At 38.8% G+C, this 12,483-nt stretch carries 5 protein-coding genes, 5 pseudogenes, 1 CRISPR repeat array and 1 other annotated feature (1 of these 12 only partly in view); of the genes and pseudogenes, 7 read left to right on the plus strand and 3 right to left on the minus strand.

The annotated features are described in order from the left end of the window. A CRISPR array of direct repeats spans positions 1-2,298; the repeat unit is 28 nt; unit sequence GTTCACTGCCATGTAGGCAGCTTAGAAA (it extends 3,135 nt beyond the left edge of the window). A 283-nt stretch (positions 2,299-2,581) separates the two neighbouring features. Beyond that, positions 2,582-5,941 (plus strand): DEAD/DEAH box helicase, encoded by a 3,360-nt coding sequence (locus tag CYK47_RS12730; protein ID WP_122902226.1) that lies wholly within the window; start codon positions 2,582-2,584, stop codon positions 5,939-5,941. Positions 5,942-6,115: 174 nt separating this feature from the next. Further along, positions 6,116-6,271 (plus strand): annotated as a pseudogene (locus tag CYK47_RS12735) (IS5/IS1182 family transposase); the annotation flags it as partial. 50 nt (positions 6,272-6,321) lie between these two features. Here CYK47_RS12735 and CYK47_RS12740 read toward each other — a convergent pair. The 3 pseudogenes from CYK47_RS12740 to CYK47_RS12750 form a co-directional block, all read right to left on the minus strand. After that, positions 6,322-6,543, minus strand: a pseudogene (locus CYK47_RS12740) (integrase core domain-containing protein); the annotation flags it as partial. A 40-nt stretch (positions 6,544-6,583) separates the two neighbouring features. Further along, positions 6,584-7,818: pseudogene (locus CYK47_RS12745) on the minus strand (IS3 family transposase). Next, positions 7,430-7,543 (minus strand) — a sequence feature (AL1L pseudoknot). Its footprint overlaps the pseudogene before it by 114 nt. Positions 7,819-7,864: 46 nt before the next feature. Further along, positions 7,865-8,104: pseudogene (locus CYK47_RS12750) on the minus strand (epoxyqueuosine reductase QueH); the annotation flags it as partial. 445 nt (positions 8,105-8,549) lie between these two features. Between CYK47_RS12750 and CYK47_RS12755 the strand changes: the two are divergent. The 5 genes and pseudogenes from CYK47_RS12755 to CYK47_RS12775 all read left to right on the plus strand — a co-directional run. Beyond that, a complete protein-coding gene (locus tag CYK47_RS12755; protein ID WP_122902227.1) occupies positions 8,550-9,539 on the plus strand; it encodes a putative oxygenase MesX in 990 nt (329 codons plus the stop codon). Between the two features lie 46 nt (positions 9,540-9,585). Beyond that, on the plus strand, positions 9,586-10,629 hold the full coding sequence (locus CYK47_RS12760) for a methionine synthase (protein WP_122902228.1): 1,044 nt from the start codon (positions 9,586-9,588) through the stop codon (positions 10,627-10,629). 96 nt (positions 10,630-10,725) lie between these two features. Continuing rightward, positions 10,726-11,220: a flavin reductase gene (locus CYK47_RS12765; RefSeq protein WP_122902231.1), complete on the plus strand. Its 495-nt coding sequence runs from the start codon at positions 10,726-10,728 to the stop codon at positions 11,218-11,220. A gap of 42 nt (positions 11,221-11,262) precedes the next feature. Next, positions 11,263-12,063, plus strand: coding sequence for a sulfite exporter TauE/SafE family protein (locus CYK47_RS12770; RefSeq protein ID WP_122902229.1), 801 nt, complete (start codon positions 11,263-11,265; stop codon positions 12,061-12,063). Positions 12,064-12,163: 100 nt separating this feature from the next. After that, positions 12,164-12,361: pseudogene (locus tag CYK47_RS12775) on the plus strand (LysR family transcriptional regulator); the annotation flags it as partial. Positions 12,362-12,483 lie beyond the last annotated feature (122 nt).

Below are 12,483 nucleotides of genomic sequence, written 5' to 3' on the forward strand. Positions count from 1 at the left end.
GTAGGCAGCTTAGAAAACGATATTGGGCTGCGTCTTGCCCGCGATTCGGTTCACTGCCATGTAGGCAGCTTAGAAAAACAGGCTGACCTACTGCTGTCACTGGTATTGGTTCACTGCCATGTAGGCAGCTTAGAAAATTGCAATGAATAGGGGTGGTTTTGCTTATCTGTTCACTGCCATGTAGGCAGCTTAGAAATAGACCCTGCAAAAATCGTTGTACGGGCATCTGTTCACTGCCATGTAGGCAGCTTAGAAAATGGGTAGTTGAATTTGAAGATACTAATGGCGGTTCACTGCCATGTAGGCAGCTTAGAAAAATCACAATGAATGATTCTTTTATGGATATGAGTTCACTGCCATGTAGGCAGCTTAGAAATAAAAGCAAAGATTTTAAAGGCTGATCAAGTGGTTCACTGCCATGTAGGCAGCTTAGAAAAGATTCGTAATCGTTCTCCAGTGCTGTTAAATGTTCACTGCCATGTAGGCAGCTTAGAAATCAACTAAGACCTTAATACCATCGTTCATATTGTTCACTGCCATGTAGGCAGCTTAGAAAAAGCCTCTGTTTTACCATCAATTGCAATATCAGTTCACTGCCATGTAGGCAGCTTAGAAATTTTTCGGTTGATATAGTTGCAATATCACTCATGTTCACTGCCATGTAGGCAGCTTAGAAAATCTGAAACTGAGTTTTGGCATTTAACATTCTGTTCACTGCCATGTAGGCAGCTTAGAAACTGCATTTCGACCAATCGACATGACCGCACGTGTTCACTGCCATGTAGGCAGCTTAGAAATTGGTAATGCTTAATGGTAACTCACCATTTATGTTCACTGCCATGTAGGCAGCTTAGAAATGTAACAGTAAAACCATTTTCCAATGTAAGCAGTTCACTGCCATGTAGGCAGCTTAGAAAACGTTAAACCAATACGACGCGACTTTTCAGCCGTTCACTGCCATGTAGGCAGCTTAGAAAAACTGATTTTTTAAGCAAACACCCTTTTACAAGTTCACTGCCATGTAGGCAGCTTAGAAATTGGCATCACAACAGGTGTGATTGATACCATTGTTCACTGCCATGTAGGCAGCTTAGAAATAATCATTCTAGGAAGTGATGCGAATTAATTAGTTCACTGCCATGTAGGCAGCTTAGAAAAAAACGGTTACTTAGTCGAAGTAGCTTTTGATGTTCACTGCCATGTAGGCAGCTTAGAAAATTACTTTACTCATGCTTGACCACCTTCATATGTTCACTGCCATGTAGGCAGCTTAGAAAATGTTAGGTGGTACCACAATTTCATCCGTCACGTTCACTGCCATGTAGGCAGCTTAGAAATCTTGGCTTAAACGACCATCACTAGTGATGACGTTCACTGCCATGTAGGCAGCTTAGAAATAATGGTGGTAAACGGCATATTTCGACTGCTGGTTCACTGCCATGCAGGCAGCTTAGAAATGTCGTCTCATCAAAATTTGTTCGTGAGAATTGTTCACTGCCATGTAGGCAGCTTAGAAACAAGACGGCAATCAAATTTATCAAGACGGCAAGGTTCACTGCCATGTAGGCAGCTTAGAAAACGACAAAGGTTTTTAAATCCGTGTTTAAGCCGTTCACTGCCATGTAGGCAGCTTAGAAAAGAGGAAAGCCCAAGGCTTAAAAGTAGCAGATGTTCACTGCCATGTAGGCAGCTTAGAAACTTAACCACTTGGTTACAGCAGCAGTGGATTTGTTCACTGCCATGTAGGCAGCTTAGAAAAGTATGCGACCGTTGCCTGATTCCACCACGTTGTTCACTGCCATGTAGGCAGCTTAGAAATCAGGATCGATACGACTCACAGAAACAAGCTGGTTCACTGCCATGTAGGCAGCTTAGAAAACCAAAATCAGCTTGATACTCAAGCCAAGCATGTTCACTGCCATGTAGGCAGCTTAGAAATGAACGCATTTAAGACCGCCAAGCGCTTTATTGTTCACTGCCATGTAGGCAGCTTAGAAAAAAGTATGGACGATTGGTTTAGGCACGACAGTGTTCACTGCCATGTAGGCAGCTTAGAAATGTTTTGTGTACCAAATGCCACTTGTGTCATAGTTCACTGCCATGTAGGCAGCTTAGAAATAAACAGCTGGAGCGAGGCTTAAATCGCATGCGTTCACTGCCATGTAGGCAGCTTAGAAAATCCAGCAAAGCGAAAACTGGCTTACGAACAAGTTCACTGCCATGTAGGCAGCTTAGAAAATCCGACTTATGATCCTAACGCGGTTTTTTTGGTTCACTGCCATGTAGGCAGCTTAGAAAATACAAGTAACGCCATTAATGTTTTGGTATTCTTCTTAGAAATAATCGATTTACCCTAAACGCCGTGCCACAAAGTTAATTACGATATAGATAGCTATAGGTACTTTAGCGATATTGAATACACAAGCGTTATTATTTGCAGGCTATCTACTTGGCTTATCTATATCAAATATTGTAATTATTTTCAAAGTAGGATAAAAAGAAAATATCTCTTCAGAAAGCTAATTAAGTAAATTAACTTTCTTCTTATGACGAGCAATACATAAGCCGCCAACTATATCAAATGTCTGAATTAATAAATTTTTTAAAACTTTTTAGTCCTAAAACGATCGAGCGTAGTGCTAGTTATGTGAGTCGAATTGATCGTCAGACCATTGATATTGTGATAGAGGATGAAGAGCTTTTTATGTATGCCCAGATTGAGGGTACTGACTATTATGACACGAATATTATTTATGATTTAAAAACTGGTATATTGATTGATGATGATTGTAGTTGTCCCGTGGGTTATCACTGTAAACATGCAGCAGCGTTAGCAAGGCTCTTCTTTAAAGAATATAGAGAAAAGGTACATACCCAGTTAAATAGCGAATACTTGCTTCAGTCAGGATTACAACCTCAGTCATCTCAAATGACTCAAGCGAAGAAGTGGTTAAATGAATTTAAGCGTTGTTTATTAGATGTTCATAATCAAGAGATTATTACACCAACAACTAATTGTTTAATCTATTATTTGGACCAATCTTTTTCTAAGCTAACAATTGAGGTTAAAAAAGGACGACTTAATCAAAATGGTACAGTAGGTAGTCTTANGCCTTATAGGGAATATAAGAATATTCTTACAGAGAAATTAACATTGCCTGATGATCAAAGAAAATTATTTAGCCAACTGTATGCTTATTCTCAATCTAATAAAATGGATTACTTCTACCAATCGTACTTAGATATCACAGGTATTTCATTTACGTCTTTTGAGCATTTAATTCACAGTAAACGGGTATATTGGAAAAAAACAATTGATCGTCCTCTTCAGTGGTCAGATAAAGTTTATCAAATAGACCTAAGTTGGCAAAAAAATATTGTCACTAAAACAGAAAAACTAAAAGTTGCTTTTTGTCACGCGGATCAATTCTATCATTTAGACATATATACGAATTTATCGATATTGGCTACAATGCCTTTATGTTATATCGATATTTCTACTAACGAAGTTGGCTATCTAGAAACAACGTTATCATTTGAGCTTTTAACTGCTTTTCAAAAAATGCCAGAAATGTCAGTAGAATTAATGCATGATTTTGAAAAAATCGTAGCACAATCTGATCTTTTGAAAAATCTACCTAAGCCAAATTTTATTCAAGAAATACAAACAGTAGGTGGCTCACCTCAGCCAATCTTAAGGTTTGGGACTACAAATCAGTTGAATCATAGATTAAATAATCATAGCCAAACATTTGCAGAGATTGAGTTCCGATATTCAAGTGGAGCGGCAAATCTTACTAGCACTGATCATTATTTTATTGGAGAAATACAAGGACATCCTGTAAGACAAGAGCGCAATTTATTACAAGAACAACAAGCACTTCAAAGATTGGAGAAAGCACTTCCATCTTTAACATGGATTAAGGATCTATCTTCTCAGCAACGACAGCCTGTACATGTGGAGACAGATTCTCTTGTTGCTGCTGAATTTAAGGAATGGTCTAGTCAATTATTTCCAGTGAATCAATTCGAAAAGATAGGATGGAAAGTTGAACATACGCAAAATAGCCCATTAAATCTGGAATATGTAGACCATATTGAACTCTATATGCGTGATTCAGAAAACCACAATGGATGGTTTGAGATTGGAACCAAAATTCAGGATAAACAAGGTAGAGAATATGACCTACTGGATATCATTTCAATGATAATGAAGCGATATCCAGACTTATTGGATCCTGAGAAGTTTAGATATTTAGATGATGATCGAATCTTTATGATCCCTGCTCTGTTGGGTAAACATCCAGATTTTGCTATGCAAGTTAAAGATATCAAGCCAATTATATTAAATTTATATAGTTTATTAGATCAAGGTGAACGCAAAATAGATCATTATGATGCACAACATTTTTTAGATATACAGGATGATTTAGGGGGTAGATTCGAATGGAAAATGCCAGATCATCTACATAAAATGATTGAGGAAATGAAGAAAGGACCCCAGCAGATCTTAGGTACACCAGATGGCTTCAGGGGGCAACTTCGACCCTATCAACAAGAAGGTATAGCTTGGTTACAGTTTCTTAGAGCTATTGGTCATGGTGGTATTCTAGCTGACGACATGGGACTTGGCAAAACAGCACAAACATTAGCACATTTACTTTTAGAAAAGCAGGCTGGTTATCTAAAGCAAAAACCTACTTTAATTGTTGCACCTAGCTCTTTAGTCCATAATTGGTTTAAAGAAGTTCATAAATTTACACCAGACCTCAAAGTATTGATTTTACAAGGGGCAGAAAGGCATGATTTTTTCCAAGAAATTCAAAGCCATGATGTGGTAATTACCAGTTATTCACTGGTTGTGAGAGATCAGGAAAAACTCAGTCAGTATGAGTTTCATCAACTTATTCTTGATGAAGCCCAATATATTAAAAATCCCCGAGCTAAAGCTGCACAAGTTGTACGCGCATTAAGCGCTGATCATCGGTTGTGTTTGACTGGTACACCTATTGAAAACCATTTGGGTGAATTGTGGGCCTTATTCCATTTCCTAATGCCTGGTTTTCTTTATTCGCAGGAAGCGTTTAATCGGCAATATCGATATCCTATTGAAAAGCACGGAAAGTCTTATCTTAAGGAAAAACTAGTAGCAAGAGTAAAACCATTTATTCTGAGAAGATTAAAAACTCAAGTGGAACAAGAGCTTCCTGCAAAAACAGTAATTGATGTAAACATCAATATGAGTTTACAGCAATCGAAATTATATGAAGCTGTGCGTGCAACAATGCAAAAAAATATTATACAAATTGTTGAAGAGAAGGGTTTAAAAAAGAGTCAAATCCATATTCTTGATGCACTGTTAAAATTAAGACAAGTATGCTGTCATCCAAGTTTATTAAACGGTGAAAATTTTAAAAAGGAAGAAGCTGGCTCAGCTAAATTAGATTATTTAATTGAGATGGTGCATACCATGGTAGGAGAAGGTAGAAAAATTTTAATTTTTTCTCAATTTACGACGATGTTATGTCTGATTGAGCAGCAGTTAAAAAAGATCGCCATCGATTATGTAAAATTGACTGGACAAACTAAAAAAAGACAAGAAGTCGTTGAAAAATTTCAACATGGACAAGTTCCAATTTTTTTAATTAGCCTAAAAGCAGGTGGGGTCGGCTTGAATTTAACTGCAGCAGATACAGTAATTCACTATGATCCATGGTGGAATCCAGCAACTGAGAATCAGGCATCTGATAGGGCATGGAGAATTGGTCAGAATAAGCCTGTATTTGTTTATAAACTGATTACAAATCAAAGTATTGAACAAAAGATCATAGATTTACAGAAAGATAAATCTGCTTTAATCGAATCTATTTTAACTAGCGGTTTGGAAGGTGAAGCGAAAATTAGTCAAGATGATATTATGAAGCTATTTGAAAAATTATAAATGTTAAGGATTACTCAATTTGTCTGAGGAATATACCGAAAGTTTGTCAGATCCTGAGTGTTGAATGGGATATATTTTATCGGGAAATCGTATAAGTGGATTGCAGTTTTAGGTTACATTGGCTTTGTTGTATAAACCTACCTCTAAGGACTCATTTAGCAATATAATTCTCACATGAATAAGCCTACTCCTAAAATCTATCATACAACTCATTGGTCTACCTACAATAAAGCCTTGATCAATCGAGGAAATATATCTATTTGGTTCGATTCAGCCACCCAATGGTATGCTTCGTCCATCGGTAAACAAGGACGAAATCAGAGATGGTCCCACTTGTTTGAACAACTAAAAGCTTATTTATAAGTGATATTCTGCTCTAGTTAAGCGACCTTATTTTGTTGTGGTAGCTGGTTATAGTAAAACTCATCTGGAGTCATTTTGTCCAGACTCGAATGAGGTCGTTTCAAATTATAAAATTCAAAATATGCATTTAATTGCTTTTTCGCATCAAAAACATTGCTGTAGGCTTTGAGATAAACCTCCTCGTATTTAACGCTCCGCCATAATCGTTCAATCATCACATTATCAACCCAACGACCTTTACTGAACCGTACCGGGTTTATCGGAGACTTTTTATTTAAGTTAGGCTACCTGACCTAACAGGTTAATCTTATCATAGTACATTGCTTCAAACTCAAAAGGCGATACATAAGCCAATGCACTGTGTACACGCTTTTTATTGAACCAATCCACCCAATTTAATGTCGCAAGTTGTACATCCGCTAAACCTTGCCAGTCTGCTTTTAAATATTCAATCACCTCTGTTTTGTATAAGCCATTCACCGTTTCAGCCAGTGCATTATCGTATGAATCACCCGTTGTACCGACTGATGCTCGTAAATTTGCAGCTTCTAAACGATTGGTATAGCGAATGGAAAGATATTGTACACCTCTGTCGGAATGATGAATCACATTCTTTGGCATACCTCGATCATGCAATGCTTGCTCCAATGCATCCAGGATCATCTCTGTATTCATCCGTGTTGATACTTTCCATCCAATAATTGCTCGTGAGAACACATCAATAATAAATGCGGTATAGACCCAACCTGAATGGGTTTGAATATACGTGAAGTCAGCGACCCATAGTTGGTCAGGATGATCCGCACTAAAATTGCGTTTCACCAAGTCATCCGCTCTTTTTTGATCATCTCGGCTATGCGTCGTTTGTTTGTTCTTACCACGCCAAACACCTTGTATATCTAGTTTTTGCATCAATCAAGCAACTGTACAGCGCGCAATAACATAGCCTTCACGTTTCAATTGTTGCCAGACCTTACGCACACCATATCGACCTGAACTTTCCTTCCAAATTCGTTTTATTTGTTCAGCATGATGCAAATCATGCAGAGCACGTTTCGCTCGATGTTCTCTTGCGAAGCAATGCTTCTCATCAACGAGATCTAGTGTTCGATAATAGGTAGAAGCCGCGATCGGTAAAATCCTGCAAATCGCCTCAATACCATATAACGCCTTATTGTTATGGATGAAATCCACCATTATTTGTGTGGGCGGTCGAGCTCCGCCTGGGCGAAAAAAGTGGCTGCTTTGCGTAGAATTTCATTGGCTCGTTGCAGTTCTTTATTTTTGCGTTCAAGTTGTTTAATGCGTTCCTGGCCTGAAAGCTGCTGTACTTTGACTGGATTCTGTTGATTCAAATGCTTCTGATGCCAGGCACGAAGTGTTTCAGGAGTACAACCAATCTTAGGTGCAATTGCGGTGATTGCAGCCCAAGTAGAAGGATAATCTTTTTCGGATTCAATCAATAATTGAACCGCTCTTTCTCTGATTTCAGGGGTGTATTTTAATTTTGTCATAGGGATAGTCTCTCAGAATATTGACTCTCCGACAAACCCGGTACGGTTCACAGTCAATGAACGGGATATTATGCTTTTCTGCAAAGCGAATATTTTCTTCCTTACGGATGAGGTATTCCTTAACAGGATGAATATTGGGGTTGTAGAAAAAGATCGAAAAGTCGATATCTGATTCAATCAGAGTTTCCATGACTTCACCTGAGCATGGCGCACAGCAAGAGCGGAGCAGAAGTTTGTCATGACCTACAGGGAGAGTCAGTTTTTGACGTTCAAGTTTACTTGACATTGTTATAGAGTTTAAATCTAAACGCTTCATTTTAATGGTTTAATTACAGAGTAAATGTTTAATTTACTGATCTTTTTTAATTATAAAGTGAAAGATATTCATGATATTTAAAGTTGGCAAGATATAGATAAGCTACTTTCATTGAGCCCTAAAAAATTATCGAGCTTTGAAACCTAGAACTTTTCTATAGGAAATTTCATACGTCGTTATTGATCAAATTTTGCATAAACCATTACATTGGCTATAAGTTCGGTCATTCTATGAAATTGATCAGACAGAACTCTCTCATTTAGCTTTTAAAACATCCTTTTATCATTTGTGTACTTAAGATGAGTGTTTTTCATCTTTTAATGAATTTATATCGTTTTACTCATGTTTGAATTCACGTTTAAATAGCTTCATACAGAAATTTAGCTTTTTATAAAAATTTTAGGTGGTCATCTTCATGAGTAAAGCATTTGAATGTTCAATTAAACGTATCCGTTTTGATGAGAACTATGAGCCAGCAAACAGCACACGTCTAACGACCAACTTTGCGAACTTGGCACGCGGTGAAAGCCGCCAAGAAAATCTTCGCCGTACACTTGCAATGATTAACAACCGTTTTAATAGTTTGGCAACTGTTGATAATCCTAAAGGTGATCGTTATTCATTAGAAATTGACATTATCTCTGCAGAAATCGACATTGAAGGCAATGGTCAAACTTTTCCATTTATTGAAACACTGAAAAGTGTAGTGATTGACCATCAAACCGGTGAGCGTATCGAGGGAATGATCGGCAATAGCTTCTCATCATATGTGCGCGATTATGACTTCAGTGTAGTACTACCTCAGTTAGGTTGTGGCGTGGGGGAAAAACCAGAAGACTTTGGTGATCTGCATGGCAAATTGTACAAACATTTGGTGAACTCTGAAGTATTTAAAGCACAATTCAACAAAGAACCTGTGATTTGCTTAAGTGTTTCAACCTCTAAAACCTATTACCGCACCACCAACGAACATCCGATTTTGGGCGTGGAATACACCAATGATGACTATTCACGCACTGATGCTTACTTTGCGAAAATGGGTTTGAGTGTACGTTACTTCAAGCCACAAGGTGCCAATGCGCCGTTAGCATTTTACTGTGCAGGCGATTTACTACGTGATTACACCGATTTTGAACTCATCAGTGCAATTGCAACCATGGAAAGTTTCCAAAAAATTTACCGTCCTGAAATTTACAATACCAACTCACCAGCAGGTGCGGTCTATCAACCAAGCTTGAACTATGCAGATTACTCACTGACACGTATTGTGTATGACCGTGTTGAACGTGGTGAATTGGCAGTGAAACAAGGCAAATGGACGGAAGAAAACTTTATCAAGCCGTATCAAGCGATCTTAAATGAATGGGCTGCCAACTTTAGCATTGCAAAAGATCAAGCTGCTTAACATATTGCATAAACAGATTTAAAAACTTAGAGAAAGAAGATTAATTATGGCACTTACACAACCGAAACTTATACTCCCAACTTCAACTGCGGGTAGCTTACCTAAACCGTCTTGGTTAGCTGAACCAGAAAAGCTATGGTCAGCATGGAAGCTTGAAGGCGAAGAACTGCGTGAAGCCAAACGTGATGCCTTGAAACTCTCTTTACATGAGCAAGTCACTGCGGGTATTGACATCGTGAGTGATGGCGAGCAAACCCGTCAGCACTTTGTAACGACTTTCATTGAACACCTTGAAGGGGTCGATTTTGAGAAGCGTGAAACCATGCGTATTCGCAACCGTTATGAGGCAAGTGTCCCTTCAGTTGTGGGTGAAGTTTCTCGTAAACAAGCAGTGTTTGTTGAAGACGCTAAATTCTTACGTAGTCAAACCAATCAGCCAATTAAATGGGCACTTCCTGGCCCGATGACCATGATCGATACCTTATTCGATGGTCACTACAAAAGTCGTGAAAAGTTGGCTTGGGAGTTTGCCAAAATTCTAAACCAAGAAGCGCTTGAGCTTGAAGCAGCAGGTGTAGACATTATCCAATTTGATGAACCTGCATTTAATGTATTCTTTGATGAAGTGAATGACTGGGGTATTGCGACTCTAGAGCGTGCGCTTGAAGGTCTGAAGTGTGAAACAGCTGTGCATATTTGTTATGGCTATGGCATTAAAGCCAATACAGATTGGAAACAAACCCTAGGTAATGAATGGCGTCAGTACGAAGAATCATTCCCTAAACTTCAAAAATCGAAGCTAGATATCATTTCTTTAGAGTGTCAAAACTCACGTGTACCGATGGACTTAATTGAACTAATCCGTGGTAAGAAAGTGATGGTGGGTGCTATTGATGTGGCGACCAATCAAATTGAAACGGCTGAAGAAGTGGCGAATACATTGCGTAAAGCCTTGCAATTTGTTGATGCAGATAAACTCTATCCTTCAACCAACTGTGGTATGACACCGCTATCTCGCCAAGTTGCGCGTGGCAAGCTAGAAGCTTTAAGCGCAGGTGCTGCCATTGTTCGTAAAGAGCTAGAAGCTTGATCCAACGTAGTCTGATGCTAAGCAGGACAAATAATCGTAAGAAAACTTTCCTGCTTTATGCATGAGCACGTGATATATACATTTGAGATGAAAGAGATGATTGAAGCAACAGACTTTAGAAATGCAATGTCTTTACTGACGACTGCGGTCAATGTGATCACAACGAAAGGCGAAGCAGGTATGCATGGATTTACTGCATCGGCTGTATGTAGCGTGACAGATACCCCGCCAACGTTATTGGTCTGTATGAATCAATCTTCTCGTTCACATGCCCATTTTGTTGAGAATAAAGTCCTATCGGTCAATGTACTGAGTACCCAGCACGAACAACTTTCAAATGCTTTTGCTTCAAGTAAATTAAGTTCTGAAGATCGTTTCAAACTTGGTGATTGGACAACTTTGAAAACGGGTTCACCGATTTTAAAAGATGCCTTGGTCAGTTTTGACTGTGAAATTCAGGATATTCAGCAAGTGGGTACACACAGTATTTTCATGTGTCGTGTTGTTGATGTGCAACAAAGTGATCAAGAAGAAAGTCTAGTGTATTTTAACCGTGCTTATCATCAAGTGGGTCAGTTGGAACACGCTTAACTCAACGCCTTCATTCCTTCATATTTTTAAAGTTAGTTTATTGTGGAACTTATAACCTTTTTAGTCATCGGCGCTTTTGCTGGTTTTGCAGCAGGGCTGTTTGGTGTCGGTGGTGGAACGATTATTGTACCCCTACTTTTTATTGTCTTTACCCAAATGGGGTATGACCCCAACGTTGTCATGCACCTTGCCTTAGGTACATCTTTGGCAACCATTGTTGTGACTTCGATAAGCTCATTGATGGCACATCATAAAAATGGTGCTGTGCTCTGGCCTGTTTTTAAAAATCTAGCGCCACCCATGGCGGTTGGTTGTTTTTTTGGGGCGGGTATTGCTGGTTTAATATCCGGATTACATCTGCAAGTCATTGTCGGCTTATTCCTGATTTGGGTGGCTTACACCATGTTTACAGGTGCTAAAAAGGCGATTGATCCAACTAAAACTTTACCATCAACCGGTCAACAAGTGACTGCTGGTAGTCTCATTGGTATTGCATCAGCCATCTTTGGTATTGGTGGTGGAAGTCTGACGGTTCCATATCTCAATCGTTATGGCGTGGTGATGCAAAAGTCTGTCGGTACATCTGCTGCATGTGGATTACCGATTGCAGTTGCTGGTGCATTAGGTTTTATGGTTTTTGGTATGAACGCTGAGATTAATGTGACGAATACGATTGGTTATGTGCATACTTATGCATTCATTGGTATCAGTGTGATGAGCTTCATCACAGCAAAATTTGGTGCTAAAACCGCACATGCTTTATCACCAGCCCTATTAAAGAAATGCTTTGCAGTCTTGTTGGTTATTGTGGGAAGCTTCTTCCTTTTGAAAGGATTCATTTAATATCACACAAAAACTTAATTATGTTAAATAGCCTACTTTATGTGGGCTTTTAATCCTAGATTTTAGTACATCCTTGTATGGATTTTGAGTTTCTCCCAAAATGATCGAACTAAAACATTTAAAAATGCTATCGGCTTTGAAGGAACATGGTTCTTTAGTCGCAGCGGCGAACGATCTTTGCATTACGCCTTCAGCAATATCTCATCAGTTACGTGAGCTTGATCAGTGGATGGGAGGGGAAGTCGTCAACCGTAAGACTAGACCAGTTACTTTTTCTAATCTTGGTTTAAGACGGCTTTGTTGCACAAAGATTTGAAATACAAAGCCCCCTAATTGAGCCAAATTTAAGGCGTAACTTGGGTAAGTGGTCGACCTAATTTCGTAAATCTGTTGAGGACTGCTACACGTTCATGAATTTCA

This window comes from Acinetobacter sp. B51(2017) (genome assembly GCF_003711395.1).
In the GTDB taxonomy this organism is placed as follows: domain Bacteria; phylum Pseudomonadota; class Gammaproteobacteria; order Pseudomonadales; family Moraxellaceae; genus Acinetobacter.

What these genes read in the sequence shown, in the direction of transcription:
- CYK47_RS12765 (WP_122902231.1), top strand. Translation starts at nt 10,726, where the DNA reads ATGATTGAAGCAACAGACTTTAGAAATGCAATGTCTTTACTGACGACT.
- CYK47_RS12755 (WP_122902227.1), top strand. Translation starts at nt 8,550, where the DNA reads ATGAGTAAAGCATTTGAATGTTCAATTAAACGTATCCGTTTTGATGAG.
- CYK47_RS12760 (WP_122902228.1), top strand. Translation starts at nt 9,586, where the DNA reads ATGGCACTTACACAACCGAAACTTATACTCCCAACTTCAACTGCGGGT.